The organism is Pseudomonas sp. Marseille-Q8238, assembly GCF_965111915.1.
Map to the genome: position 1 here is coordinate 3642935 of NZ_CBCOPI010000001.1, position 25842 is coordinate 3668776.

Consider the following 25842-nt stretch of genomic DNA (forward strand, 5'->3'; position numbering starts at 1 on the left):
CCCGCCCTCGAACAGGAATTTGAACCCATGAATACCGCCGTCAACGTCAATGTGGTCCATGAATCGGAAGCCCAGCGCCAGCATGCACGGGTGAAAATACCGGCGCTGCTGCGCTTCTTGTCGAAGCACCGCGAGCCCGTGGAAATGCGCCTGCTGGACCTTTCCGCAGGCGGCTTCGGCTTCAGCACCGACACGCTGCCAATCCAGGTCGGCGACTATTACCAAGGGCGCCTGCAATTCCAGGTCGATGGCCTCAACCTGGGCCTGGACGTGGAGTTCCAGGTGCGCTCGTTCGACCCTGACAGCCATCGCGTCGGCTGCCAGTTCCACAACCTCAAGCCTCAGGACATCGCCACCCTGCACCACCTGATCAGCGCTCACCTGGGCGGCGAACTGATCAGCATCGGTGGCCTGCTCAATACCCTGCAGCGCGACAACTTCACCAAGGCACGCAAGCAGAACAACGCGGGCAACGGCATGGGCTTCTTCGCCCGGCTCAGGGCCGTGGGCTTCAGCCTGGCGCTGTTGATCATCGGGGTAGCGGCCTTCGCCTTCATCCTGCAGTCGCTGTACAACCTGTACTTCGTCACCCGCGCCCAGGCCGCCCAGGTCAGCGTGCCCAGCCTGCAGGTCACCATGCCGCGCGAAGGCACGGTACAGAGCCTGCTGCCCGAAGGCAGCGACAGTGTAGCCAAGGGCGCGCCGATGGCTGCCTTCTCCACCAGCATGCTGGAGATGCTCAAGGGCCATTTGACCGATGACCAGCTCAGCCCGGCCCACGTCGAGGAGCTGTTCGGCAAGCAGATGAAAGGCACCCTGACCAGCCCGTGCAACTGCAAGGTCGCGCGGCAACTGGTAGCCGATGGTCAGTTCGCCTCCAAGGGTGACGTGATCTTCGAACTGGTGCCCCAGGACAGCCAGGCCAGCGTCTCCGCGAGCTTTCCCTATCGCCTGTTGGACCAGGCCAAGCCAGGATCGCGAGTGCGTTTCCAGGTGGCCAACGAGACCACCACACGCAGCGGCAAAATCATCAGCACCCGCCTGCACGAAGGCGGCTTGTCGTCCGATATTCGCGCGGTGATCCAGCCGGACACACCCTTGCCCAGCACCCTCGCCGGACAACCGGTGGAAGTGGTGATCGATCATGGTCCGTCGCTCGACTGGGTCATCGACCGAGCCATGGCTGCCGGGTTCTGAGGAGGGCATGAGCATGCGCGCACCTTCTTTCGCGTTATTGGCGCTGGCACTGGGCCTGTCCGGCTGTGCCGGATTACCGGACCAGAAACTGGCGCGTGAAGCACTGAAGAACGGTGATACCGCCACCGCCGAACGCAACTTCCGGCAATTGGCCGAGCTCGGCTATGTCGATGCCCAACTCGGCCTCGCCGACCTGCAGCTCGCCAGTGGCACACCGCAAGACCTGGAGAAGGCTGAACAGGCCTATCGCCTGGCAATGGACGAGTCGCCACGGGCCAAGGCCCGTCTCGGCAAACTGCTGGCAGGCAAGCCCAACGCCACCCCGGACGAACGCCACGAAGCCGCCGAACTGCTCAACCAGGCCTTCGCGGCGGGCGAGGTCGGCAGCCTGATGCCGCTGGTCATGCTCTACCTGCAATACCCCCAGGACTTTCCCGGCCTCAACGTGCAGGAAAAGATCGCCACCTGGCGTCAGCAAGGGCACCCGCAGGCCGAACTGGCGCAAATCCTCTTCTACCGCACCCAGGGCACCTACGCGCAGCACCTGGGCGAAATCGAGCGCATCTGCCAGAACCTGATCGCCCAGGAAACGCTGTGCTATGCCGAGCTGGCCACCGTCTACCAGATGCAGGACAAGGCCGATGCCCGCAACCAACTGACCACGCGGATGATGGCTGGCTATCGTCAGGGCAGCGTACCGCCACAGCGCGTCGACAACGTCGCCCTGGTGCTGGCCGATGCCGAACTGGGCAAGCCGGACGAGAACCAGGCCAAGGAACTGCTCGAAACGATCGCACCGTCCTACCCGGCAGCCTGGGTCAGCCTGGCACGTCTGCTCTACGACTATCCCGCCCTGGGTGACAGCGACACCCTGCTGACCTACCTGGAGAACGGACGGGCCGCCGCCCTGCCACGCGCCGAACTGCTGCTCGGCCGCCTCTACTACGAAGGCAAGCTGGTACCGGCCGACCCGCGCAAAGCCGAAGAACACCTGCGCAAGGCCGCCGCGAGCGAACCGACCGCCAACTACTTCCTAGGGCAGATCTACTTGCGCGGTTACCTCGGCGATATCTACCCGCAGCAGGCGCTGGATCATCTGCTCAGCGCCGCCCGCGCGGGCAACCTCAATGCCGACTTCGCCCTCGGCCAGATGTTCTCCCAGGGCAAGGGCATCCGCCCCGATCTCGTCAGTGCCTATGTCTTCAGCCAGTTGGCGCTGCCCAAAGACACTCCGCAAGCCACCGACCTGGCCCGCGAAATCGCCCAGCAACTGACACCTGCACAACAGGCCAGGGCAGAACAGCTGCTGCGCGAAGAACGCCAGGCTCGCGGCAATGCCTGGCAAAGCGTCGCCGCGCTCGATGCCCAAACGACGCCGCAAGGAAGGATTGCTCCATGAAGCTCACTCGTATCACCACAGGGTTGGGTCTGGTATCGCTCCTGACCACCAGCCCCGGCTGGGCCGTGCAACTGACCGACCAGAACTTCGGCCTCGACATCAAGATCACCGCGCAATCGGAAGACGATCGCGACCTGGGCACACAGGACGGCGGCGATGTCGAAGGCATCGGCCTCGACCTGCGCCCCTGGGTCTACGGCCAGCACGGCAACTGGAGCGCCTTCGCCATGGGCCAGGCGGTGGCCGCCACCGATATCGTACAGACCGACACCCTGGAGTCCGATGACCTGGACTCCGACTCTGGCTCCAGCAGCCGCACCGGCGGCCGCCAGCCAGACAAGAACTACCTGGCCCTGCGCGAATTCTGGGTCGACTACGCCGGCCTCACGCCCTACCCCGATGAACACCTGCGTTTCGGCCGCCAGCGCGTGCGCAGCGATGAAGGCACCTGGTGGGACACCAACATCGAAGCCCTGCGCTGGTCCTTCGACACCACCTTGCTGCGCGCTCATATCGGCGTGGCCCAGCGTTTCTCCGACTACCGTACCGACCTCAATGCCCTGGCGCCCGAGGACAAGGACCGCCGCCACCTGTTTGGCGACCTCGACTACCAGTGGACACCCGGCCACTGGATCGGCCTGCGCGCCCAGCACAGCCGCGACGACGGCCACCTGGCCAAGCCGGGCGAAACGCTCGACGAACTGGACAAACGCTACACCGGCAAGCTCACCTGGCTCGGCCTCAACGCCGACGGCGACTTCTTCAACCCGCGGTCGAAGAACCCGCTCAATTACTGGGCCCAGCTCACCTGGCTGACCGGCGATACCGAGCAGCTCGAACAGACCGTGGCCGGTGACGAACGCATCGCCAGCGGCTCGCGCAACCAGGACGTCAACGCCTGGGCCGTCGACCTCGGCCTGCGCTACAGCCTCGACGAAAACTGGAAAGTCGGCGGGGCCTACGCCCGTGGCAGTGGTGGTGGCAACGACGGCAGGTCCGAACAGTTCATGCAGACCGGCCTGGAAAGCAACCGCTCCAGCTTCACCGGAGTCGAGTCGCGCCTGCATCGCTTTGGCGAGGCCTTCCGCGGTGAGCTGTCCAACCTGCAGGTGGCCAGCGCCTTCGCCTCCTGGAAACTGCGCGAAGACTACGACGCGAGCCTGGTCTACCACCGCTTCTGGCGCATCGACGACCAGCAGGATGTCGGCCAGAGCGGCATCGTCGCCCCCCTGCAGAACGGCGAGAAGGACATTGGCCAGGAGGTCGACCTGGTCCTGACCAAATACCTCAGACAAGGCCTGCTGCCCGCCTCGATGAGCGAGCACCTGGACGACCGCTCGGCACTGGTGCGCTTGCGTGGTGGCGTGTTCAAACCGGGAGATGCCTATGCCGGCGGCACCGACTCGCTGATGCATCGCGCCTTCGTCGACTTCATCTGGCGTTTCTGAGGACATGGCCATGCACGCACCGCACCCACACACACCCTGTAGGCGTCAGCTTGCTGACGATGCTTTTCAGGCGGCCCGGAGCGCCGGAATACCGGACCACAGCAAGCTGGCGCCTACACAAAGCAGATCCGCCAGACGCCCAGCGCTGGGTCTACGCCTGCTCTGCGGTGGCGTGCTGCTCAGCCTGCTGCCATTGGCCGAAGCCAACGCGCCGGAGCCGACCCAGGAACTCAAGGAAACCAATAACTACACGGTCACCAGTGCGCCCATTGCCCAGTTGCATCTGGACCCACCAACGTTGCCGGACCTCAGCGGCTATACCCGCGAAGCGGTAGACGCCAGGATCGTGCGCAAGCCCGGTGGACGGGTCAGCGTGAAGCGGATGATGCAGCAGGACGCACTCAAGGACTTCATTGGCGGCAACGAGCGTCTGCGTGAATGGGTGAGCCGCCAGCGCGGCCTGCCCCAGGCGATCTTCGTCGAGGGCGGCTACATGACGCCCCGCGACCTGGCCAAGAAGCTCCCCGCCAGCCAGTTCGAGGAAACCGCACCCGGCGTGTACATCGCCCGCCTGCCCATGGTGGTTGCCCAGGGAGCGACGCTGCATGTCGGCCCCGAGGTCAAGGAACTGCGCCTGTCGCAGGAGCGCGGCGCCTTTCTGGTCAATGACGGCCTGCTGTTCATCACCGGCAGCAAGCTGACCGCCTGGCGTGAAGCCGACAAAGGTCCGGCAACCTTCCGCAGGCCTGACGAGTTCCGCCCGTTCCTGGTCTCCTGGGGCGGCAGCGAGCTGTACATAGCCGACAGCGTGGTCACCAGCCTGGGCTACGACAACTCCAAGTCCTATGGCGTCTCCATCACCCAGTACACCCCCGGTATGCACGCCCGCCTCAAGCGTCCGGAGCCAACCGGCTGGCTGATCGACTCGACCTTCGTCGACCACTGGTACGGCTTCTACTGCTACGAGGCGGAAAACGTGGTGATCAAGGGCAACACCTACCGCGACAACATCGTCTACGGCATCGACCCGCATGACCGCTCCCACGGCCTGATCATCGCCGGCAACACCGTGCACGGCACCCGCAAGAAGCACGGCATCATCATCTCCCGCGAAGTCGACGACAGCTGGATCTTCAACAACAAGGCCTACGACAACAAACTCTCGGGCATCGTCATCGACCGCAACAGCGTGAACAACCTGATCGCCTGGAACGAGGTCTACCAGAACCATTCCGACGGCATCACCCTGTACGAAAGCTCGGACAACCTGCTGTGGGGCAACCGGGTGTTGAACAACGCCCGCCACGGCATCCGCATCCGCAACAGCGTCAACATCCGCCTGTACGAGAACCTCTCCGCTGGCAACGGCCTTACCGGTGTCTACGGCCACATCAAGGACCTCTCGGACACCGACCGCAATATCGAACTCGACCCCTTCGACGCCAAGGTGTCGATGATCGTGGTCGGCGGCAAGCTCGTCGCCAATGGCTCCAGCCCGCTGTCCATCGACTCGCCGTTGTCGGTGGAACTGTACAACGTCGACCTCATCGCCCCGACCAAGAGCACCGGCATCAGCTTCGCCGGCATCCTCGGTGACAAGCAGGAAGAGATTCTCGACCTAATGGTGCGACGCAAGAAAGCCGTGCTCATCGACCCCGTCGAAAGCCAGGCCGAACTTCAGGATTGAGGAGCGCATACGTGATCAAGCACCCCACCTCTCTGCGCGCCATGGCCCTGGCCGGCGCCCTGCTCGGCGCCAGCGGTACGGCGTTGGCCGAGCCGCACTACAACGTGCAGCGCGTCGGTCCGTTGTGCCCACTGGCGCAAGACCCGAGCCAGTACAACACCAAGTACCTGAGCTTCTTCACCGCCCTGGTCCAAGGCAAGGGCGACTGGCTGTTCCGTACCCGCTATGACCTGCGCACCGACTTCGGCACCACACCGCAGGGCTACAAGGAACTCAAGCGTCTACGCGATGCCCTTAAAGCCAGGGGCGTCGAATTGATGATCGTCTACCAGCCAACCCGTGGCCTGGTGAACCGCGAACAGCTCACCGACGAAGAGAAGGCTCATTTCGACTACGGTCTGGCGAAGAAGAACTACCTCGACGCCGTAGCCAATTTCCGCAAGGCCGGTATCTGGATCACCGACCTGTCGCCGCTGTTCGACGAAAAGGACGTGGGCACCGACTACTACTTCAAGGCTGACCACCACTGGACGCCGGCGGGAGCCGACCGCACCGCCAGGCTGGTGGCGCAGACCCTGAAGCAAATCCCCGGTTTCAAGGACATCGAGCAAAAGGAATTCGAAAGCAACGTGGTCGGCCTGCTACCCAAAGCCGGCACCCTGCATAAAACCGCCGCCACCTTCTGTGGCACCAGCTACGCCACCCAATACGTCGAACGCTACCAGACCACCCCGGACGACGAAGCCAGCAGCGACAGCCTGTTCGGCGAGGGCAGCAACCCGCAGGTCGCCCTGGTCGGCACCAGCAACAGCGGCCCGGCCTACAACTTCTCCGGCTTCCTGCAACAGCACAGCGGCGTCGACGTGCTCAATCTGGCCGTCAGTGGCGGCGGCTTCGACAGCGCCCTGTTGCAATACCTGAGCAGCCAGGACTTTCACGACAACCCACCGAAGATTCTGATCTGGGAGTTCGCCACTCACTACGACCTGGCCCAGCAGAGCTTCTACCGTCAGGCCCTGCCGCTGGTGAACAACGGCTGCAAGGGCCGCGATGCCGTGATGAAGAACACCATCACCCTCAAACCTGGCAGCAACGAAGTGCTGGTCAATGGTCAGGACAAGCTGCGCACCCTGCGTGGCGGCGACTACCAGATCGACCTGACCTTCAGCGATCCAACAGTCCACGAAGCGATGGCCACCCTCTGGTACCTCAACGGCCGCCGCGAGAACTTCAAGATCGAACAGAGCGACCGGGTCGACACCGGTGGTCGTTACGCCTTCGAGCTGCGCAACGACGCCGACTGGCCCGACCTGAACCTCCTCGCCCTGGAAATCCACAGCCCCGAGCAGATGCCCGCCAACCTCAGTGTGCAAGCCACGCTGTGCAAGCGGCCGGATGCCGGGGCCGAACACCTCACGGCGCAACGCCGATGAGCAAGGAGCCGCACATGCATACGACGCCCTGGTTACTCGCCCTCCTGTTCGGCAGCACCCTGCTGGCCGTGTCACCGGTATTTGCCGCCAGCCTGGTACCGCCACCCGGCTATTACGCACCGGTCGGCAAGGCCAGCGGCAAACCCCAGCACTGCAGCGCACCGCCGCCGCCCTATACCGCCAAGCTGGAGTTTCGCAGCAAGTACGAAGGCTCAGACCAGGCCCGCGCGACCCTCAACACCACGGCGGAAAAGGCCTTCCGTGACAGCACCGCGCCTATCACCGAGCTGGAGCGTGGCGTAACCGATCAGGTCACCCGCTACCTGCGCGACGGTCAGCGTGAGCAGCTCGAATGCGCCCTGCAATGGCTGGGCAACTGGGCCCAGGCCGATGCCCTGCTCAGCACCGAGTTCAACCACACCGGCAAGTCGATCCGTAAATGGGCGCTGGGCAGCCTGTCCTCGGCCTACCTGAGCCTGAAGTTCTCCGACTCCCACCCACTGGCGCCCTACCAGCGCCAGACGCAGGTGATCGAGTCGTGGTTCGCGAAACTGGCCGAGCAGACGGTCAAGGACTGGAGCGACCTGCCCCTGAAGAAAATCAACAACCACAGCTATTGGGCCGCCTGGTCGGTCATGGCCACCGCCGTGGCCATCGACCGCCGCGATTTGTTCGACTGGTCCATCGAGCAGTTCCGCATTGCCGCCAACCAGGTCGACGACCAGGGCTACCTGCCCAACGAACTCAAGCGCCGCCAGCGTGCCCTGGCCTATCACAACTACGCCCTGCCGCCGCTGGCGATGGTCGCCGCCTTCGCCCAGGCCAACGGTGTCGACCTGCGCGAAGAAAACCATGCGGCCCTCAGGCGCCTTGCCGAACGGGTGATGCAGGGCGTCGACAACCAGGACGCCTTCCGCGAACGGACGAGCGAGAAACAGGACATGGAAGACCTGCACAAGGACGTCAAGTTCGCCTGGCTGGAGCCCTACTGCAGCCTCTACGCCTGCAGCCCGCAGTTGCAGGAAGAGCGCCACGAAAAAGGACCGTTCAAGACCTTCCGCCTGGGCGGCGATGTGACCCGCGTGTTCACCCCGCAACCCTAGGGCCTGTCGATTGAACGGCTTCTCGTAGGGCGGGTCGCCATTCACCAATCCACCAGGCATCGCGTCGGCCAACCCTACGACGGCAAGCACCACCCCGCACCGCGCGACAGACGCGGGCGGCATGCGCCACCTTTGCACGACCGGGGAGGACTGGGTGGGCTACCTGGCCCTGACATGTCTTCGATGGAGAAACGCGGATGGTTTTCTCATCCAACGTATTCCTGTTCTTGTTCCTGCCGGTCTTTCTCGGCCTGTACTACCTGAGCGGAAATCGCTACCGCAACCTGCTGCTGCTCATCGCCAGCTATATCTTCTACGCCTGGTGGCGCGTCGATTTCCTGGCCCTGTTCATCGGGGTCACGGTATTCAACTACTGGATCGGCCTGCGCATCGGCGCCGCCGGGGTGCGCACGAAGCCGGCACAGAAATGGCTGATCTTCGGCGTGGTCGTCGACCTCTGCGTGCTCGGCTACTTCAAGTACGCCGGCTTCGGCGTGGAAAGCCTCAACACGATCATCACCTCGTTCGGCTTCGAGCCGTTCATCGTCACCCACATCCTGCTGCCCATCGGCATCTCGTTCTACGTCTTCGAGTCGATCAGCTACATCATCGATGTCTACCGTGGCGACACACCTGCCACGCACAACCTGATCGACTTCGCCGCGTTCGTGGCGATCTTCCCGCACCTGATCGCCGGCCCGGTACTGCGTTTCAAGGACCTGGTCGACCAGTTCAACCATCGCACCCATACCGTCGACAAGTTCGCCGAGGGCTGCACGCGCTTCATGCAGGGTTTCATCAAGAAGGTGTTCATCGCTGACAGCATCGCGCCCATCGCCGACCACTGCTTCGCCCTCTCCGATCCGACCACGGGCGATGCCTGGCTCGGTGCACTGGCCTACACCGCGCAGCTGTACTTCGACTTCTCCGGTTACAGCGACATGGCCATCGGCCTGGGTCTGATGATGGGCTTCCGTTTCATGGAGAACTTCAACCAGCCGTACATCAGCCAGTCGATCACCGAGTTCTGGCGGCGTTGGCACATCAGTCTCTCCACCTGGCTGCGCGACTACCTGTACATCAGCCTGGGCGGCAACCGTGGCAGCACCTTCGCTACCTACCGCAACCTGTTCCTGACCATGCTCCTTGGCGGCCTGTGGCACGGCGCCAACTTCACCTATGTGATCTGGGGCGCCTGGCACGGCATGTGGCTGGCCATCGAGCGCGCCTTCGGTGTGGATGCCGCGCCCCGGCGTATTCGCCCACTGAAATGGGCCTTCACCTTCCTCCTGGTGGTGGCCGGCTGGGTGATCTTCCGCGCCGAGAACCTCGACGTGGCATGGCGCATGTACGCCGCCATGTTCAGCTTCGGCGACTGGCGCCTGTCGGAGCTCAACGCCGCACAACTGACCAGCCTGCAGGTAAGCACCCTGGTGCTGGCCTACCTGACGCTGGCCTGGTTCGGCATCCGTCAGTTCCATGCCCAACCACTGACCGGTGCGCCCAAGGCCAGGGCCGAGAACGACGGCGGCAAAGAAAAAGTCAACGCCAACGGGCCTGCGACGGCGCAACCACGCAGCCCTGGTGCGGCACAGGATGACCCGGCTGCCATTGCCTACTCGCCAAGTGGTGCGCTGGCCTACCGGCAATCCTGGCTTGCCCAGTGGCCGTTGCTGGCCACCCGCCTGGCCCTGCTCCTGCTGTTCGCGCTCTCGCTCCTGAAGCTCTCGGCGCAGAGCTTTTCACCCTTCCTGTACTTCCAGTTCTGAGGGATGACGCCATGCACAGAACCGCGAACCTGATCTATTGCGCCGCCTTCTGCGGCACCTTGCTGGGCCTGGCCCTGTGGTCGAGCAAAAGCTTCACCGACTTCTCCGTCGCCAGCGACACGCCCGTGCTCAACGGCAAGCTCAGCCACGCCTTCGAGAAGCACTATGACGATGAATTCCCGGTCCGGCAGTTCGGCACCAACGTCTGGGCCGCGCTGGAGTACAGCCTGTTCGGCGAAGGCCGGCCAGGTGTGGTGATCGGTGAGAACGACTGGCTGTATTCCGATGAAGAGTTCAAGCCGGTAGCCGACGGCGAACAACACCTGCGCGACAACCTGGCGATCATCCGTGGCGTACGCGACGAACTGCAGCGACACGACGTACAGTTGGTTCTGGCCATCATCCCGGCCAAGTCACGCCTTTATCCGGAGCATACCGGCCAGCATCAACCCGCGGCCTTGCGCAGTGACCTCTACCAGCAGCTACGCAGCACCGCCCGGCGAGCCAACATTGTCACGCCCGACCTGCTAGCCGCCCTGCAACAGGCCAAGCAGCACGGCCAGATATTCCTGCGTAACGACACCCACTGGACCCCACTGGGTGCGGAGGTCGCTGCGCAACAGGTGGGCGCGGCGGTGCACCGTTCGCTATCCCTGCAGGGCGAGCCGCAGCGGTACATCACCGAAATTACCGGGCAGAAGGACTACAAGGGCGACCTGACCCGCTTCCTGCCGCTGGACCCGCTATTCGAAAACCTGCTGCCGCCCCCCGAACGCCTGCAACTGCGCGAGACCCGCAGCACCAGCAGTGCCGACCTAGAAAGCGGCGATGCCCTGTTCGCCGAGCAGCACATTCCCGTGGCGCTGGTCGGCACCAGCTACAGCGCCAACCCCAACTGGAACTTCGCCGGTGCCCTGCGCCAGAGCCTGGGGCATGACGTGAGCAACCACGCCGAAGACGGCAATGGGCCGATCCTGCCGATGCTGCGCTTCCTGCAGAGCGACGCCCTGAAAGATGCAGCCCCACAGCTGGTGATCTGGGAGTTTCCCGAACGCTACCTGCCCATGGGCAACGACCTCAGCGACTTCGACCCGGACTGGATCGCCGAGCTGAAACACGGCACTGGCAATCAACGCCTGGCCAGGCATTGATCACCGAGCAAACAGACGGTGAGGCCTTGCGCCTCGCCTGGAACAACGGCCCCTGGGCCATCTTGCAAACGAGCTGGAGGAACACCCCATGAACAGACAGCCTCAACGCCGCTGGAGCGCCTATGCCTGTGCCCTGGCACTGGGTCTCGGCGCCCTGCATGCCCATGCCGACGAAGGCGGCCTCTATGGCCCGCAGGCCCCCAAAGGCTCGGCCTTCGTGCGGGCCTACAACGCCGGCAACAGTGAACTCAGTGTCACGGTCGGCAATACCGCTCTCAACGACATCGCGCCGCAAGGCTCCAGTGACTTCAAGTTTCTCCCGGCCGGCAACTACAGCGCCCAGGTCGGCAGCAGCAACCTGCCGGTGAAGCTGGGGGCCGACCAGTACTACACCCTAGTCAGCCAACCGGGCGAGCCACCACAACTGGTCGAGGAACACCCCTTCAAGAACAAGCAGAAAGCCCTGATCCGCGTGCAGAACCTCAGCGACAGCAAGCTGACCCTGAAGACTGCAGATGGCAAGACAGCCGTCGTCGAAGCCGTCGCCCCGGATGGCACCGGCGAACGGGAAATCAACCCGGTCAAGGTTGGCCTGGCCCTGTTCGATGGCGACAGGAAGGTCAGCGACCTCAAGCCCGTCACCCTCGAGCGCGGTGAGGTGGTGTGCCTGTACGTCACCGGCAACGGCGGCAAGCTCGCCCCGGTCTGGGTCAAGCGCCCGGCCGAGTCCTGATCGCAGCATCACGCAGCACCCCGCACTCGCCTGAGCGAACAAGGGCGAGGCAATGGCATGTGATTGGAACAGTGGGGAATGGCCCTCAACGATGTCTCAGGAGATACAACCATGATTCCAGTGATCCTTTCCGGCGGTAGCGGTTCGCGCCTGTGGCCGCTCTCACGCAAGCAATACCCCAAGCAGTTCCTGGCCCTGACCGGCGAGCACACACTATTCCAGCAGACCCTGCAGCGCCTGAACTTCGAGGGCATGCAGCCAGCCGTGCTGGTGGCGAACCAGGAGCACCGCTTCATCGTGCTCGAACAACTGCAACAGCTGCAGTTGCAATCGCAGTTGCTGCTGCTCGAACCCTTCGGGCGCAACACCGCACCGGCCGTGGCCATCGCCGCCATGCAACTGCTCGCCGAAGGGCGCGATGAACTGATGCTGGTCTTGCCCGCCGACCATGTTCTGGAAGACCAGCACGCCTTCCAGCAGGCACTGGCGCTGGCCACCATCGCCGCGGAAAAAGGTGAGATGGTGCTGTTCGGCGTGCCAGCCCTGAAGCCGGAAACCGGCTATGGCTACATACGAGCGGCCAGCGATGACGGCAGCCTGCCGGATGGCATCAGCCGGGTCGCCCAGTTCGTCGAGAAACCGGATGCTGTGCGCGCGGCCGAATACGTCCAGTCCGGCAACTACTACTGGAACAGCGGCATGTTCCTGTTCCGCGCCAGCCGCTTTCTCGAGGAACTCAAGCGTCACGACGTGGACATCTACGACACCTGCCTGCTGGCCCTGGAGCGCAGCACGCGCGATGGCACGCAGATCTCCATCGACCCGGCCACCTTCGAGTGCTGCCCGGACAACTCCATCGACTACGCGGTGATGGAAAAGACCGAGCGGGCCTGCATGGTGCCGCTGTCGGCTGGCTGGAACGATGTCGGCAGCTGGTCGTCGATCTGGGACGTGCACGAAAAGGATGGCGACGGCAACGTGACCAAGGGCGATGTGGTGGTCCAGGACAGCCACAACTGCCTGGTCCACGGCAACGGCAAGCTGGTCTCGGTGATCGGCCTGGAAGACATCGTCGTGGTGGAAACCAAGGACGCCATGATGATCGCCCACAAGGACCGTGTGCAGGAGGTCAAGCAACTGGTCAGCCAGCTCGACGCCCTGGGCCGCTGCGAAACCCAGAATCACTGCGCCGTCTATCGGCCGTGGGGCTCGTATGATTCGGTGGATATCGGCGGGCGCTTCCAGGTCAAGCACATCACGGTCAAACCCGGCGCGCAGCTTTCGCTGCAGATGCACCATCACCGCGCCGAGCACTGGGTGGTGGTCTCCGGCACGGCGGAGGTGCGCTGCGATGACAAGGTATTCCTGCTCACCGAAAACCAGTCGACCTACATCCCGATGACCTCCGTGCACCGCCTGAGCAACCCCGGCAAGATTCCGCTGGAAATCATCGAGGTGCAGTCGGGCAGCTACCTGGGCGAAGACGATATCGAGCGCCTGGAGGATGTCTATGGGCGTAACACGGAGCCGACCAGCGTGGTGACGCGCTAGGGCCTGTTGACGCTTCGGCACGGATGGCCGGATCGCGGCAATGGCGGACGTTCGACCTTGCGTTCGCACCGGTTGCTGGGCTGAAGCCCACCCTACGCGGGGCTCAGGCTCTGTAGGGTGGGCTGCGGCCCCCCCAATTGCCTCACATGGCGCATCGCAGGATGCGCCAGCTTCCCTCGGCTTGGCCCGTCAGGTCATAGCCAAGTGCCCGTCCTTGTGTAGGATGCCTCCATCGGTCACACAAGGAGCACAGCAGCATGAGTCAACCCGTCGTCCTCATCACCGGATGTTCCAGCGGTATTGGCCGCGCCCTGGCAGATGCCTTCAAGGCAGCCGGTTACCAGGTCTGGGCCTGCGCGCGCAAACCGCAGGACCTGGATGCCCTTGCCGCCGCCGGCTTCACCGCCGTGCCATTGGACGTCAACGATGCCGACGCGCTGCAACAGGTTGCCAGCCGCCTGCAGACTGAAGCCGGGCGTCTCGATATCCTCATCAACAATGCCGGCTATGGCGCCATGGGGCCGCTGCTCGACGGCGGCGCGCCCGTGCTGCGCCAGCAGTTCGAGACCAACGTGTTCAGCCTGATCGAACTGACCCGGGCCTGCTTCCCGCTGCTGCGTGCAAGCCGTGGCCTGGTGGTCAATATCAGCAGCATTTCCAGCGTCCTGATCACTCCGTTTGCCGGCGCCTACTGCGCCTCCAAGGCATCGGTGCATGTACTGTCGCGCGCTTTGCGCATGGAACTGGCGCCCTTCGGCGTGGACGTCATGGAAGTGCAGCCGGGGGCGATCGCGTCGAGCTTCGGCAACAACGCCACCCAGGCGGCAGAACAGGTGATCAGCGAACGCTCGCCCTGGTGGCCGATCCGCGACGGTATCCGCGCGCGGGCCAATGCCTCGCAGGAAAACGCCACCCCAGCCAGCGAATTCGCCGCTGAACTTCTGGCTGGTGTACAGCGCAGCAAACGTCCACAGCTAATGCGGATCGGCAATGGCAGCAGCAAGTACCCATGGATGGTGCGCTGGCTTCCGCAAAGCCTGCTCGATGGCATGTTGCGCAAGCGCTTCGGCCTCAACGTACAGCTTTAAGCTTCAGCGCAGGGGCGTGGTACGCCCAGCATGCGCGCACCATCAGCCTGATAAAGGCCTGGTGCGCGCCGCACGCCCTACTTCACAGTGCGGGGCATTGCGGTAGCGCCGTGCAACTGCCATTGGCTGCCTTGGCGCTGGCACCCAGCGGCGCCTTGAAGCGTGCATCGTCTGGCGCCAGTTGCTGTGCACAGGTGCGTGCCACGGCGGCCTGCTGCGGGCAGCCCCGTTCATTGAGCAACTCACCCAGGTTGAACCAGCCAACGGTGAAATCCGGTTGGCGATGGATGCTGTCGCGCAACGCCGCTTCTGCTCCGACACGGTCACCCTCGGCATAGCGCGCGTTGCCCAGCGCCAGTGCCGGCATCGCCTCGTCGGGCCAGTGCTCGGCTGCCGTGCGATAGGCACGCTCGGCATCGGTCCGTCGCCCGGTTTCCTCCAGGTCACTGGCGGCCTGCAGCCAAGGCTGCAATTGCGCTTCCTGGGGCAGGCGGTCGGGTGGCAGGGTCAACACAGCCCAGCGCTTGGCGCGCGCCCACGTCTTGTCGAAGCTGGTGAAGTCGGTGGTCCAACGCTCCACCGTGGCGGAACGCAACACCAGCTCGCGCTTGCTGCGGTCGAAGCCGACCACCACCGCGAAGTGCCATTGCGGGTACCAGTCGAAGCCCAGGTTCTGCATCACCAGCACCGGATTGCCCGCGGCTACCTGGGTCAGCAGCGCATCCAGATTGGGTTGTAGCGGGTATACCAGCATCCCATGCTGCCGGGCCGCAGCAACCAGCTCCAACTTCAGGCTGCCTTTGCGCTGCGGCAGGTACACCTGCGGCTTGAGCTGCTCGGGCGATGTCGAAACGCCGCGCTGCACCAGCATGGTCGCCAGTGCCGCCGGGCCGCACTGGTATTCGTCCTGCGGGTAGAAAGGCACCTCGGTGAGTTCGACGCGCGAGGGCAATCGCTCACTCTGGGCCGGCAGTTGCACCTGACTGGCGCAACCGCCAAGAATCAGGACCAGTGCGAGCAGAGCCTGCCGCACCGGCCAGCCCGTCAGCGCAGGCATTTGATGAAGCTGAAGATATCGGTCACGCAGAGAATATCGGTGACGATGAACACCAGCAGAAACAGCACGATCACACCCGCGACGCTTGCACCTGCAGGCTCATTGGCCAGGCGTTCGTTGAACTGCGCCAGCTCGGCAGGCGTCAGGCTGTTGATGCGTGCCTCGACCTGCTCACGGTCGACACCCATTTCCTGCAGCCGCTGCTGTGCCTGCTGATCATCCAGCATGCTCAGCAATTGTTGGCGATCGACCTGTTGCTGCTGCTCGTGCAGCACCTGTGGCGTGCCGATCATCGCGGCATTGGCCATGGGGATTTGAGCAACGAAAATCACATGCAACGCGACCAGAAAGGCCGCCATATGGCGCTTGAACATGGTGGTGACTCCATCGTTGTTATTGGGGGTTCACACAGGTCTTGACCCCCTTGGCGCGCGAGGGGTTCAACCATATCGCCCAACGGGTCAAGTACTGCGTACCCACCACTGTCCGGTGCGACCTGAATGCCAGCCTCGCGCTGGCGTTCGTGCATTCAGCGCACGGCCGCAGCCGCCGGCTTGCGAAACACCAGCACGTTACCGGCCATGACCAGCCCCAGACCGAGCAACGCCGGCAGCGTCCACTGGTAGCCCTCGACAAAGACCGAAATGTTCAACGCCACCACCGGGAACAGCACGGTGCAATAGGCCGCCCGCTCCGGCCCCATACGACCGACCAGGGTCAGGTAGGCGGTAAAGCCGATCACCGAACCGGGAATCGCCAGGTACAGCAGAGAGCCGACATAGCGAGTGCTGCTGTCGAAGGTGAACGGTACCTGGGCGACCAGGCAATAACCGGTCAGCAGCAGCGCCCCATAGAGCATGCCCCAGGCATTGGTGGTCAGCGGCCTGAGGCCCGCCTGCTGCTGCAGGCTGGAGAGCAGATTGCCGGCGGAAAAGCACAGGGTGCCGATCAATGCCAAACCCAGCCCCAGCAACGTCTCATGGCTGGCCGTGTGGCCGCTCAACTCGGGCCAGAACAGCAGCCCTAGCCCGAGCAGGCCCAGCCCGCCACCGAGCAGCACGTTGGTGGCGATGCGTCGGCCCATGAACACCCGCGCATTCAGCGCATTCCACAGTGTCGCGGTGGAGAACACCACGGCGATCAAGCCGCTGTGAATCCACTGGCTGGCCGTGTAGAAGCACATGAAGTTGAGGCAGAACAGGCACAGCCCCTGGGCCAGGCAGATCAGTTGTCCGCGCCTGTCGACCCGTTGCAGGCGGCGACTGAGCAGCAGGACGACGAACAGCACCAGCGCCGCGAGGGCGAAGCGGTAGGCAATCGACAGGGGAATCGCCACCGTTCCGAGTTGCAGCTTCAACGCGATCCAGGTGGTACCCCAGATCAGTACGGTAAGCAGGTACAACGACAGGTTTATGGCCAGGCTCCGGGGGAGAGACCATCAGTCTCCTTGAGTCACCGGCGAACCACTTGCACAAACTTGCGCTTATTTATCCTTGCCGATCAACGCGACTGCCCACACGCGCTAGGATGACGGGTATCCGCTCACGGTGATCCGCCATGGCCGTCCTCGACCAGCACCAGGTTTTCCAATCACTCAGCAACTCGCCCCATGCCCGTCTCGAGCGTAGGGTCGAGCTGGGTGATGGCATGGCCGCTGCATTGTGGAGCAATCACCACGATGCCCGCGAGTATCAGGGGCCCAGCTACCACACGCTGTCCTGCTACCTGGCGGATGGCACCGGCACCTTCCGCCGCGAGCAGCCTTCGAGCAAGGGCGCGCCGGGCAAGCTGTGCATCCTGCCGGCGGGCCATGAATCGTCCTGGGTGATCAACGGCCAGATTCGCCTGGCCCACCTGTACATCAGCCCGGAGCGCTTCACCGCCGGCGCCATCGCCCTGCTCGACCGCGAACCCCGCGAACTGGCATTGCGCGAAAGCACCTTCCTCGACGATGCCGAACAAGCCACGCGCTTTCGCCATCTGGTGCACCTGAACTGGAACGAGCCCACCGAGCGCATGCTGGCCAGCAGCGTGGCCCACGAGATGATCGACCATGCCCTGCTGACACAGGCTGGCTTGCGTCACGGTCTCAAGGTCAAAGGCGGGCTGGCGCCCTACCTGCGCCGGCAGTTGCTCGACTACATCGAACAGAACCTGGCCGCGCCGCTGAGCCTGGGTGAACTGGCTCAACTGGCCGCGCTATCGGAATATCACTTCACCCGCATGTTTCGCAGCAGCTTCGGCATGCCGCCACACCGCTACGTGCTGCAACGACGCCTGGCTCGCGCGCACCATCTGCTGCAACACAGCACGATGGCCCTGGGCGACATCGCCATGGCCTGCGGCTTTGCCAGTGCCAGCCACTTCAGCAATCGCTTCCGGCAGGCATTCGGTGGCGCACCGAGCCTGCTGCGCAGCGTATCGGGTTGAATGTCGAATCAGAGGACCAGCAGCACACCACTTACCACCGGCAGCACTGCCGCCATCCGGAAAACCCAGCGTGCCCGCCAGGCCAGCAGGCCGACCAGCAACCAACCGGCCAGCATCAGCAGGCAGAACCAGATCAGCGTGCCAATCTCGCCACCCAGCTCACGCACGCACAGGGCCAGGGCAACGACCAGTGCGCCAATCGCCACTCCTCGTAGCAAGTGCTGGAGAGCCGCTGCCGGCTCTTTCTGCAACAGCAGCTTGTGGTGACGCGGCATGGCCAGACACAGCGCCAGCATTGCCAGGTAGTTGCAGGCGAAACCGAGCAGCACCATCAGACGCTCCCCTCCACAACCCGTACCCGTCGGCGCGGCGCGGCCTGCACCGTCGGCTGCTGGTAACGCCAGGCGAACAACGCGCAGAGCAGGCCCACCAACAGCAGGAACAGGTCAATACCGGCGAGACTCCAGTCCCCGCGATACAGTGTTGCCAACAGATCACGCTGCTCGGTGAGGAACACATTGAGCAGCGGCAACCCCAGGGCCAGGACGCTCCCCAACCCCAGCACATCCCGCAGCATGGCGCGTGGCCGGTTGCGCCGCAGGAACGACCAGCCGGCGATCAGCAACCAGCTCCCAGCGAATACCCAGCCCTCGGCATTGGCACGTTCGAGCGTACCGGCCGGAATCAGCCGATTGCCCCATAGCAGCGCCAGGCTGGCCAATGGCAGACCGGCAAACACGGCACCATTCAACGCCCTGACCACGGCAATCCCGGCGCCACCACGCGCTTCGCGCTTGGCCAGCCAGACATTGATGCCGCCCACCAGCATGGCGCAGCCCGCCAGGCCGAGCAGCAGGTAGAGCAGGCGCACCAGCGAGCCACCGAACTGCACCATGTGCAATCCACTGAGCCAGCCAAAGGCGCGGTAGCCCATCGACGGTTTCTGTTCATTGAGCAATTCGCCAGTGCCAGCGTCGTAGGTCAGTGTGCTCTGCGGCAGACGGATGCGTGAAGTGTCATAGGGGCGAATATTCACTACCGATGCCAGATCGCCCGGATGATCCACACTCACCCAGCCGGTTTCGACGCCGCCCCAGTGCTGCCGGGACTGTTCGATCAAGGCATCCAGCGAGCGCGGCTCGGGCCCAGGCTGATGCACACCCTCACGATTGAAACCGCCCATCACTTCAGTGAAGAAGTGTTGGATATCACCCTTGTAGGCCACCTGGCCACCCGCAGGCATGTAGGAGGCGACGAATATCGCCACGCCGGTGTAGGCCAGCACCAGATGGAAAGGAAAGCCGACCACGCCGAACAGGTTGTGCGCATCCAGCCAGGCCCGCTGCCCATTGGCAGAGGGGCGCAGGGTGAAAAAGTCCTTGAAGATGCGTCGATGAATGATCACGCCAGACACCAGCGCCACCAGCATGAACATGCCGGCCAAGCCGACGATATACATGCCGATCAACCCACTGTGCAGGTTGTAATGCAGGGTGAAGAAGAAGTCTCCACCTACGGTGTCCGGGACTGGTTCGCGGGTTTTCGGGTCCAGGGCGACCTGATGCGTGCTTTCGCTATTGTCGACTTCCCAGCCCAGCTTCCAGTAAGGCTCACGCACGGTCGGCCCATGCATCCAGAACGCATGCAAGTCCTCCTTCACGTTGGCTTGCAGCCAGGCACGCACTTCGTCCGCGCTCATGCTCGCCGTGCTCGTCTGCTGCACCGCCGGGCGCATCCAGTTGTTCAGCTCCTTGTCGAAACAGGCGAGCGTGCCAGCGAAGATGATCACATACAGTAGCCAGCTCGGCAGCAGACCACCCCAGGTGTGCAGGCCGGCCATGGATTGGCGCAGGCTCATGGGCGCACCCTCAACTCGCCGGGCAGGAAAGCGGCGAGGCACAGGACGGTGGTCAGCCCGATCAGCAACAACCAGCTGCGCCCGGTACTGCGTGCCGCAAACGCATAGATCGCGGCAGCGGTCCACACGGCGAAGCACAGCAGGCTGGCGAACACGACGCGGTCAGGACGCGCCAGCGGCAGGTAGACGGAGAGGAACGCCGTGCTGCCGTAAGCCAGTGCATAACCACCGACGATAGCGGCCAGGATGCGCGAGGCCATGCGCCAGCGCGGAAAGGATGTGGGTGTGCTCACGGTCGACTCGACTGCTCCGTGTCTGTCGGTCCCGGGGTGCGACCGATCAGAACAGGGTGCATATAGTAATGAGAAATAGTTGCGCGAGGAATGAGATCTAGGGAGCGGAGGCAGAGACTCTGACTCTCATACCGTGATCTGCCGGGCACACCCACGGCAGATCAGGCGGCATAGATTCGCTGGCCACTCCCCAGCAATGAAGGGTTTCAAGGCCCGAATGCAGCGCAAACGGACCTCATGGAACTCAGGCTTCCTCAGGTTCACGCCCGGGCGTGCGATCTATCGGCGATGGTGCCTTGACCGCCGGGAAACGCGAGGAGGCGAAGCGCACCACCAGGATCGCCAGCGCCAGCAGCAGGATCGCACCCGAGACGTACACCACGCCCATGTCCGGCTTGGTGTGGTGCGACACATCAGAAATCATCAGGCGGGTCAGCGCGGTGATGGCCACGTAGATGAGGAAGCGCACCGGCATGTGGTTGGTCTTGAAGTAGATACCGACCATCGCACCCAGCTCGAGGTAGATGAACAGCAGCAGGATATCGTCGACCGTGATATGGCCCTTGTCGATCATGCCGAGGAAGGCCACGACCGAGGCCCAGGCAATGATGGCGCCGATGGCGAACAGCGCGAGGTAGTGGAACGCCTCGACCAGCAGGTTGCCGAGAGATTGCGCCAAGGCATGCATGCCTTCGCGTAGGGATTCGACCCGTTTCAGTTTCACGTTGTCACTCCTGACTGGCCTTGACGAGCCATACTGGCGGCGATAGATGACGGTTATGCACAATGAAGGCCAGTCTGACGCTTTCCGCGCACCAGTCGACACATGACCGACCGGTCTGGCGCAGGCCTTGCAGAGTCATGACTTCTCTTTATACTGTATGCAAATACAGTATTGGTTTCTCCACAGATACAGGAATGAGGTGATGAATGGCCGTCGAAGTGGTGTACCGCAGCAGCCGCGATCTGGAGCGCTTGTTCATGGATAAGGCCGAAGCCGATCGTTACGACAAGATGCTGGAACTGGCCGAGGCCCTGTCCGACGCCCTGCAGAAAGCCGTGCCCTCCCTGAGCGAACAGCAGGTCGAGGAACTCGGCATCTTCATGGCCAAGAACCGCGACACCTTCGCCAAGGCCTTCAAGAACCAGCCGGACGCCCTGGCCGAACTGGACGCCACGGCCGAAGCCTGACGCCAAGGGGCAGCATGCGCGGTTTGTTCAAGCGCATCGCCCCCTGCCCGCCTCACGCTGTGCTCTCCACGCTTTCAGGAGAGCACCATGCGTCATCTGTTCCGTTACCTCTATGCCCCTTGTTTCAGCCTCGGTCTGATTGGCCTGGCCGTCTGGCTGGTCGGCTACCTGCACGCCACCCTGTGGCTATTGCCCTTGCTGCTGGTCGTCGCCATCGGCCTGTCCTGGCTGGCTGAAAGCTGGCTGCCCTATGCCGTCGAATGGAATCAGCCGCGCCAGGATCGACGTCGCGATACCCTGCATGCCCTGATCAATGAAAGCCTCAACGCCCTGGGCGTACTGAGCATTCCCCTGGTCGCGGCCCTGCTGCCCATCGGCACGCTCTGGCCGCATGCCTGGCCTCTCTGGCTACAGGTGCTGGCCGCCATCGTCGTGGCCGACCTGGGCATCACCCTGGTGCACTGGCTGAGTCATCGCAGTGCCCTGCTCTGGCGACTGCATGCCGTACACCACAGTGTGCGTCGCATGTATGGACTCAACGGGCTGATGAAGCACCCACTGCACCAGGCGCTCGAAGCGCTTGCCGGCACAGCTCCGCTGATCCTGCTCGGCATGCCAGTGGATATCGCCGCCCTGCTCGCCTTTGCCGTGGCCATCCAGCTCCTGCTGCAACACAGCAACGTCGACATGCGTATCGGCTTTCTGCGCCACCTGATGGCCTGGGCACCCGTGCACCGCTTTCACCACCTCAAGTACGGTACTGCCGGCGACGTGAATTTCGCCCTGTTCTTCAGCGTCTGGGATCGCCTGCTCGGCACCGCGTTTCATCATCCCCACTACCGGATCGCCAGTGATGATCTGGGCATCGGCAGCCAGCCGGACTACCCGGACGAGTACCTGGCACAACTGGCCGAGCCATTCAGGGACACAACCGGGCACCAAGCGCCGCCACCGCTGCCGGTGGGGCTCCAGCGCTCAGTCGAGCAGATGCATACGCAGATGCCGTAGCGACTGGGCACGAATGCCAAACATGCTGCGCACGGTCCGGGAGAAATGGGCGGAGTCGGCAAAACCGGCAGCGTGTGCAGCGTCGGTCAGGCTGTTGCCCGCCAGGGCAATGGCCAAGGCCAGACGCAAACGCCGCCACAACACCAGACGCCGCACCGATAGCCCTACCTGTTCGCCGAACAGGCGCTCTAACTGACTCAGCGACAGGCTGACCTGAGCCGCCAGTGTGACGGCGTTGACCTTGTCCAGCAGCAGCCCATCCACGGCCTGCAAAGCCTGTTCGACTCGCGAGTCCAGGCGTGGCCGCGACCAGTCACGCAGTCGTTCGACCAGTGCCTGCGGGCATGCCGGCACGTCGTCCAGCCAGGCTCGCAGTTCACCAACGGGAAAGGACATCGGCTCGGCATACAACGCCAGCATCGGCTGTCCTGGCTCGACAAACGCGTGTTCCTGCATCGACTCCACCAACAGGCAACGTCCCTGCAGTGGCTGCCCGGCCACGAGCAGGCTCAGCGTGCCACTGGGCGCCAGCATCAGTTGATGGGCATAGTGGGCATGGGGCTGTGCGTCACCGCTGACGCCATCCAGCAGGCAGTAATCCCGGGCCAAACCCAGACTGCCCTGCCAGTACGGTTCGTTCATGACCTTGTCCTGTCTGTCGAGGCGTGCAGAAATAGCCTGTAAGGCGACCAGATGCCAGCCCATTTGATTGACCGACCCGCCAGGAAACGTTAGTTTGGTCCGGCCTACCCAGGCTCAACGGACACCCGCCATGCCTTTCCACGACCGCGCAGACCGCTTTACGATTACCGACCTGTTCGGTAATTACGCCTGCCCGGCCCTGCGCTCCGTCTCCCCTCCTGTCGATCCACCCAGCGGCCATACGCCGCCACCGCCGGCCACCCACTAACCGGCTCACCTCACGCTTCGTCCCGGGACTTGCTCCTGACCATTGCCTTGCAACGACGAAGCCTGCTGCGTTTTTCGACAGGTAACGATCATGGTTTTCAACAAAAGCTTCTGGGGCGCCTGCGCCTCGACCTCGCTGTTCGTGCTGCTCTGGAGCAGCGGCGCAATCTTCGCCCGCCTCGGCCTGGACCACGCCTCGGCCCTGGCCTTTCTCATCCTGCGATTCAGTGTGGCGCTCGGTGCCCTGGCCCTGTTCGGCCTATGGAGCCGTACCTGGCTGCCACAGCCGGGTACGCGCCTGCGCACTGCTGGTACCGGCCTGCTGCTGATCGGCGGCTACTCCATCGGCTACCTGCTGGCCCTCGACAACGGCATCACCCCTGGCGTGCTGGCCACGCTGCTTGGGGTACAGCCAATCCTTACGCAGTTGCTGCTGGAACGGCGCTTTCCGCTGAATCGCCTGCTCGGCCTCGGTATGGCACTGCTCGGCCTGGTTCTGGTGGTATGGCAGAGCATCGGCCTGGCGCATTTCTCCACGCTGGGCATGAGCTTCGCCCTGCTGGCCCTGGGCTGCATGACAGTCGGGGCGATTCTGCAGAAAGGCTCGCAGCAGGCACCGCTGCAAACACTGCCGCTGCAGTACGCGGTGAGCCTTGGTGCCTGTGCACTGTTGCTGCCGTTCAAACCGTTCGAGGTGCAGTGGTCGGTGGACTTCCTGATCCCGCTGCTGTGGCTCGGATTGGTGATTTCGGTGGTGGCGCAGCTGTTGCTGTACCGGCTGATCCGCGCCGGCAACCTGGTCAACGTCACCAGCCTGTTCTACCTGGTGCCGGGCGTGACGGCGGCGATGGACTACCTGTTCCTCGGCAACCGCATGTCGCTGCTCAGCCTGGCGGGCATGGCGTCGATCCTGCTGGGCTTGGCGCTGGTGTTTCGCCAGAAGCACTAGGGTATGTTCCCGTTTCGCTTCAACGTATTGAATCGGATGGAAATATACTTCCAACCCAGCCCTTCGAACGGACTTCTTTGAGGCAGTTGCGGACGTCGCAACGGTGGGCTGAAGCCCACCCTACAGATCTGGCACCCCGCGTAGGGTGGGCTTTAGCCCACCAACCGGCGCGTCATGAAACGCAAAGTCGAGCGTCCGCAACTGCCTCGCTCCGGTCATCCATGCCGAAACGTCAACAGGCCCTGGCGGTCTGCGCCGGGATAGGTCTGATCGCCACGGTGGAAAATGCCTCGCAGTTATCCGCCATCCGGGAGATACCAGCGCCGTCCGACACAGGGCGGATAAGCCTCTGCTTATCCACCAGCTTTCACCTCGGTCGACCAGCCAAACAAAAACGCCCGCGGCATCACTGCCTCGGGCGTTCGTTTATCAACCCAACGCGGTCAGCCCTCAGGCGCCTCCAGCGCCGTGACCAATGCCTTGAGGAAACGCGCTGCTTCGCCGCCCGTGGCGGCACGGTGGTCAACCGTCAGCGACAACGGCAGGATCGGATGCACCGTCGGCTTGCCCTCCCACGCCACCACTTCGTCGCGGATACCACCGGCACCGATGATCGCCACCTGCGGTGGCACCACGATGGGGTTGGCATAGCGACCGAACAGCGTGCCGAAATTGGACAGGGTGATGGTCGCCCCCATCATTTCCTGTGGCGGGATAGAGCGCGCCTTCACGTCCGCGCGCAAGCGCGCCATGCCCTCCTTGAGGTCCGCCGCAGCACGGGTGCCGACATCACGCAGCACCGGGACGAACAGGCCGTCCGGTGTATCGACGGCAATGCCCAGGTCGAGCGTCTCGTGCTGACGGATGGACAGGTTCTTGCCGTCGAACCAGCTGTTGAGCACCGGCTCCACCGTGCACGCATAGGCGATGGCCTTGGCCAGGCGAATCAACGGATCACGCGCCTGCCCCCAGCGGTGCAGGTCGGCATCACCGTAAATGGTCACCGGCACCACCTCGGCATGCGACTTGGCCATGTTGATCGCCATGCTGCGGCGTACCCCACGTACCCGCTCGCCGCCGAACTTGTCGCGCGCGCTCTGCGCCGCCGCCTCGACATCTGCGCTGGTGACCAGACCATCGGCACCACTGCCGGCCAGCGAGGCCAGTTCCACGCCGAGCTTGCGCGCCAGTTGGCGTACCGCCGGAGTGGCACGCGGCGCAAGATGCTCGCGGGTGGACGGCGCTGCACCGACGAAGAAGCTGTCTTCCTGGGCTGCATGCCCGCTGCCCTCGAGGCGACCGACCACGGTGCCGGCATCGTCCTCGCCCTCGTAGGCCAGCAGCGGCTCGCCGACATGCAGGATGTCGCCCTCGCCACCGAAGCACTTGCTGACCACACCGTCATAGGGCGCGGGGATATCGACGATGGCCTTGGCGGTTTCCACCGATACCAGCAACTGGTCGACCTTCACCGTGTCACCTGCCTTGACGTGCCACTCGACGATCTCGGCTTCCTGCAGACCTTCGCCCAGATCGGGCAATTTGAAGTATTTCATTGGTGTTCTCCTCTCTGCCGCCTCACCCCCGC

Annotated in this window: 25 protein-coding genes; 16 read left to right on the forward strand and 9 right to left on the reverse strand. The window is 63.7% G+C overall.

Annotated features, from left to right (window positions below):
- The first annotated feature begins 27 nt into the window (after window positions 1–27).
- From ACWPW0_RS16955 to ACWPW0_RS17005, 11 genes are all read left to right on the forward strand, one after another.
- The gene (locus tag ACWPW0_RS16955; protein ID WP_454255943.1) at window positions 28–1197 is read left to right on the forward strand and encodes a PilZ domain-containing protein; all 1170 of its coding nucleotides are present in this window, start codon (window positions 28–30) and stop codon (window positions 1195–1197) included.
- Window positions 1198–1204: 7 nt separating this feature from the next.
- On the forward strand, window positions 1205–2596 hold the full coding sequence (gene algK, locus ACWPW0_RS16960) for an alginate biosynthesis TPR repeat lipoprotein AlgK (RefSeq protein WP_454255944.1): 1392 nt from the start codon (window positions 1205–1207) through the stop codon (window positions 2594–2596).
- The gene (locus tag ACWPW0_RS16965; protein WP_454255945.1) at window positions 2593–4044 is read left to right on the forward strand and encodes an alginate export family protein; all 1452 of its coding nucleotides are present in this window, start codon (window positions 2593–2595) and stop codon (window positions 4042–4044) included. The genes algK and ACWPW0_RS16965 overlap by 4 nt, the downstream gene beginning before the upstream one ends.
- A gap of 88 nt (window positions 4045–4132) precedes the next feature.
- Window positions 4133–5731, forward strand: a complete 1599-nt coding sequence (algG, locus tag ACWPW0_RS16970; protein WP_454256756.1) for a mannuronan 5-epimerase AlgG — start codon at window positions 4133–4135, stop codon at window positions 5729–5731.
- Window positions 5732–5772: 41 nt separating this feature from the next.
- The gene (locus ACWPW0_RS16975) at window positions 5773–7164 is read left to right on the forward strand and encodes an alginate O-acetyltransferase (protein WP_454256757.1); all 1392 of its coding nucleotides are present in this window, start codon (window positions 5773–5775) and stop codon (window positions 7162–7164) included.
- 14 nt (window positions 7165–7178) lie between these two features.
- Complete coding sequence (locus ACWPW0_RS16980; protein WP_454255946.1) at window positions 7179–8267, forward strand: mannuronate-specific alginate lyase; 1089 nt, start codon at window positions 7179–7181, stop codon at window positions 8265–8267.
- A 197-nt stretch (window positions 8268–8464) separates the two neighbouring features.
- On the forward strand, window positions 8465–10036 hold the full coding sequence (locus tag ACWPW0_RS16985) for an MBOAT family O-acyltransferase (RefSeq protein ID WP_454255947.1): 1572 nt from the start codon (window positions 8465–8467) through the stop codon (window positions 10034–10036).
- A gap of 11 nt (window positions 10037–10047) precedes the next feature.
- The gene (locus tag ACWPW0_RS16990) at window positions 10048–11187 is read left to right on the forward strand and encodes an alginate O-acetyltransferase (protein WP_454255948.1); all 1140 of its coding nucleotides are present in this window, start codon (window positions 10048–10050) and stop codon (window positions 11185–11187) included.
- A gap of 88 nt (window positions 11188–11275) precedes the next feature.
- On the forward strand, window positions 11276–11920 hold the full coding sequence (locus ACWPW0_RS16995) for an alginate O-acetyltransferase AlgF (RefSeq protein ID WP_447593255.1): 645 nt from the start codon (window positions 11276–11278) through the stop codon (window positions 11918–11920).
- Between the two features lie 111 nt (window positions 11921–12031).
- Window positions 12032–13471: a mannose-1-phosphate guanylyltransferase/mannose-6-phosphate isomerase gene (locus ACWPW0_RS17000; RefSeq protein WP_454255949.1), complete on the forward strand. Its 1440-nt coding sequence runs from the start codon at window positions 12032–12034 to the stop codon at window positions 13469–13471.
- A gap of 257 nt (window positions 13472–13728) precedes the next feature.
- Complete coding sequence (locus ACWPW0_RS17005) at window positions 13729–14559, forward strand: SDR family oxidoreductase (RefSeq protein ID WP_447593258.1); 831 nt, start codon at window positions 13729–13731, stop codon at window positions 14557–14559.
- An 82-nt stretch (window positions 14560–14641) separates the two neighbouring features.
- Here the strand turns inward: ACWPW0_RS17005 and ACWPW0_RS17010 are convergent, their stop codons facing one another.
- The 3 genes from ACWPW0_RS17010 to ACWPW0_RS17020 all read right to left on the reverse strand — a co-directional run bounded on the left by ACWPW0_RS17010 (window position 14642) and on the right by ACWPW0_RS17020 (window position 17030).
- Window positions 14642–15616, reverse strand: coding sequence for a PA2778 family cysteine peptidase (locus ACWPW0_RS17010; RefSeq protein ID WP_454255950.1), 975 nt, complete (start codon window positions 15614–15616; stop codon window positions 14642–14644).
- On the reverse strand, window positions 15604–15990 hold the full coding sequence (locus ACWPW0_RS17015) for a PA2779 family protein (RefSeq protein WP_447593261.1): 387 nt from the start codon (window positions 15988–15990) through the stop codon (window positions 15604–15606). Before ACWPW0_RS17015 ends, ACWPW0_RS17010 begins: the two co-directional genes overlap by 13 nt.
- Before the next feature lie 155 nt (window positions 15991–16145).
- A complete protein-coding gene (locus tag ACWPW0_RS17020) occupies window positions 16146–17030 on the reverse strand; it encodes a DMT family transporter (RefSeq protein ID WP_447593262.1) in 885 nt (294 codons plus the stop codon).
- A 143-nt stretch (window positions 17031–17173) separates the two neighbouring features.
- Between ACWPW0_RS17020 and ACWPW0_RS17025 the strand changes: the two genes are divergently transcribed.
- Window positions 17174–18046, forward strand: a complete 873-nt coding sequence (locus tag ACWPW0_RS17025) for a helix-turn-helix domain-containing protein (RefSeq protein ID WP_454255951.1) — start codon at window positions 17174–17176, stop codon at window positions 18044–18046.
- A gap of 8 nt (window positions 18047–18054) precedes the next feature.
- Here the strand turns inward: ACWPW0_RS17025 and ACWPW0_RS17030 are convergent, their stop codons facing one another.
- The 4 genes from ACWPW0_RS17030 to ACWPW0_RS17045 form a co-directional block, all read right to left on the reverse strand.
- Window positions 18055–18378, reverse strand: coding sequence for a DUF3325 domain-containing protein (locus tag ACWPW0_RS17030; protein ID WP_454255952.1), 324 nt, complete (start codon window positions 18376–18378; stop codon window positions 18055–18057).
- Complete coding sequence (locus tag ACWPW0_RS17035; protein ID WP_454255953.1) at window positions 18378–19904, reverse strand: PepSY-associated TM helix domain-containing protein; 1527 nt, start codon at window positions 19902–19904, stop codon at window positions 18378–18380. The genes ACWPW0_RS17030 and ACWPW0_RS17035 overlap by 1 nt, the downstream gene beginning before the upstream one ends.
- On the reverse strand, window positions 19901–20197 hold the full coding sequence (locus tag ACWPW0_RS17040; RefSeq protein ID WP_454255954.1) for a DUF3649 domain-containing protein: 297 nt from the start codon (window positions 20195–20197) through the stop codon (window positions 19901–19903). Before ACWPW0_RS17040 ends, ACWPW0_RS17035 begins: the two co-directional genes overlap by 4 nt.
- Window positions 20198–20441: 244 nt before the next feature.
- The gene (locus tag ACWPW0_RS17045) at window positions 20442–20921 is read right to left on the reverse strand and encodes a phosphate-starvation-inducible protein PsiE (protein WP_447593272.1); all 480 of its coding nucleotides are present in this window, start codon (window positions 20919–20921) and stop codon (window positions 20442–20444) included.
- Between the two features lie 206 nt (window positions 20922–21127).
- Between ACWPW0_RS17045 and ACWPW0_RS17050 the strand changes: the two genes are divergently transcribed.
- On the forward strand, window positions 21128–21388 hold the full coding sequence (locus ACWPW0_RS17050) for a YebG family protein (protein WP_447593274.1): 261 nt from the start codon (window positions 21128–21130) through the stop codon (window positions 21386–21388).
- Window positions 21389–21475: 87 nt separating this feature from the next.
- A complete protein-coding gene (locus ACWPW0_RS17055) occupies window positions 21476–22396 on the forward strand; it encodes a sterol desaturase family protein (RefSeq protein WP_454255955.1) in 921 nt (306 codons plus the stop codon).
- On the opposite strand, the gene ACWPW0_RS17060 is transcribed toward ACWPW0_RS17055, so the two are convergent.
- Complete coding sequence (locus tag ACWPW0_RS17060) at window positions 22364–23038, reverse strand: helix-turn-helix domain-containing protein (protein WP_454255956.1); 675 nt, start codon at window positions 23036–23038, stop codon at window positions 22364–22366. The two genes, ACWPW0_RS17055 and ACWPW0_RS17060, sit on opposite strands and share 33 nt — an antisense overlap.
- 130 nt (window positions 23039–23168) lie before the next feature.
- Between ACWPW0_RS17060 and ACWPW0_RS17065 the strand changes: the two genes are divergently transcribed.
- Both ACWPW0_RS17065 and ACWPW0_RS17070 read left to right on the forward strand, forming a co-directional pair.
- Window positions 23169–23306, forward strand: coding sequence for a hypothetical protein (locus tag ACWPW0_RS17065; RefSeq protein ID WP_447593280.1), 138 nt, complete (start codon window positions 23169–23171; stop codon window positions 23304–23306).
- Between the two features lie 90 nt (window positions 23307–23396).
- Window positions 23397–24254 (forward strand): DMT family transporter, encoded by an 858-nt coding sequence (locus ACWPW0_RS17070; RefSeq protein WP_447593282.1) that lies wholly within the window; start codon window positions 23397–23399, stop codon window positions 24252–24254.
- Between the two features lie 443 nt (window positions 24255–24697).
- On the opposite strand, the gene ACWPW0_RS17075 is transcribed toward ACWPW0_RS17070, so the two are convergent.
- Window positions 24698–25810, reverse strand: a complete 1113-nt coding sequence (locus tag ACWPW0_RS17075; protein ID WP_454255957.1) for a dihydrolipoamide acetyltransferase family protein — start codon at window positions 25808–25810, stop codon at window positions 24698–24700.
- Window positions 25811–25842 lie beyond the last annotated feature (32 nt).

Bases quoted from the DNA above. Each gene is read 5' to 3' on its own strand.
- ACWPW0_RS16995 (WP_447593255.1), top strand. From the start codon at position 11,276: ATGAACAGACAGCCTCAACGCCGCTGGAGCGCCTATGCCTGTGCCCTG.
- algK (WP_454255944.1), top strand. From the start codon at position 1,205: ATGAGCATGCGCGCACCTTCTTTCGCGTTATTGGCGCTGGCACTGGGC.
- ACWPW0_RS17050 (WP_447593274.1), top strand. From the start codon at position 21,128: ATGGCCGTCGAAGTGGTGTACCGCAGCAGCCGCGATCTGGAGCGCTTG.
- ACWPW0_RS16975 (WP_454256757.1), top strand. From the start codon at position 5,773: ATGGCCCTGGCCGGCGCCCTGCTCGGCGCCAGCGGTACGGCGTTGGCC.
- ACWPW0_RS17060 (WP_454255956.1), bottom strand. From the start codon at position 23,038: ATGAACGAACCGTACTGGCAGGGCAGTCTGGGTTTGGCCCGGGATTAC.
- ACWPW0_RS16990 (WP_454255948.1), top strand. From the start codon at position 10,048: ATGCACAGAACCGCGAACCTGATCTATTGCGCCGCCTTCTGCGGCACC.
- ACWPW0_RS17000 (WP_454255949.1), top strand. From the start codon at position 12,032: ATGATTCCAGTGATCCTTTCCGGCGGTAGCGGTTCGCGCCTGTGGCCG.
- ACWPW0_RS17030 (WP_454255952.1), bottom strand. From the start codon at position 18,378: ATGGTGCTGCTCGGTTTCGCCTGCAACTACCTGGCAATGCTGGCGCTG.
- ACWPW0_RS17035 (WP_454255953.1), bottom strand. From the start codon at position 19,904: ATGAGCCTGCGCCAATCCATGGCCGGCCTGCACACCTGGGGTGGTCTG.
- ACWPW0_RS17065 (WP_447593280.1), top strand. From the start codon at position 23,169: ATGCCTTTCCACGACCGCGCAGACCGCTTTACGATTACCGACCTGTTC.
- ACWPW0_RS16985 (WP_454255947.1), top strand. From the start codon at position 8,465: ATGGTTTTCTCATCCAACGTATTCCTGTTCTTGTTCCTGCCGGTCTTT.
- ACWPW0_RS17015 (WP_447593261.1), bottom strand. From the start codon at position 15,990: ATGTTCAAGCGCCATATGGCGGCCTTTCTGGTCGCGTTGCATGTGATT.
- ACWPW0_RS16980 (WP_454255946.1), top strand. From the start codon at position 7,179: ATGCATACGACGCCCTGGTTACTCGCCCTCCTGTTCGGCAGCACCCTG.
- ACWPW0_RS17010 (WP_454255950.1), bottom strand. From the start codon at position 15,616: ATGCCTGCGCTGACGGGCTGGCCGGTGCGGCAGGCTCTGCTCGCACTG.
- ACWPW0_RS16965 (WP_454255945.1), top strand. From the start codon at position 2,593: ATGAAGCTCACTCGTATCACCACAGGGTTGGGTCTGGTATCGCTCCTG.
- ACWPW0_RS17075 (WP_454255957.1), bottom strand. From the start codon at position 25,810: ATGAAATACTTCAAATTGCCCGATCTGGGCGAAGGTCTGCAGGAAGCC.
- ACWPW0_RS16955 (WP_454255943.1), top strand. From the start codon at position 28: ATGAATACCGCCGTCAACGTCAATGTGGTCCATGAATCGGAAGCCCAG.
- ACWPW0_RS17055 (WP_454255955.1), top strand. From the start codon at position 21,476: ATGCGTCATCTGTTCCGTTACCTCTATGCCCCTTGTTTCAGCCTCGGT.
- ACWPW0_RS17005 (WP_447593258.1), top strand. From the start codon at position 13,729: ATGAGTCAACCCGTCGTCCTCATCACCGGATGTTCCAGCGGTATTGGC.
- ACWPW0_RS17025 (WP_454255951.1), top strand. From the start codon at position 17,174: ATGGCCGTCCTCGACCAGCACCAGGTTTTCCAATCACTCAGCAACTCG.
- ACWPW0_RS17070 (WP_447593282.1), top strand. From the start codon at position 23,397: ATGGTTTTCAACAAAAGCTTCTGGGGCGCCTGCGCCTCGACCTCGCTG.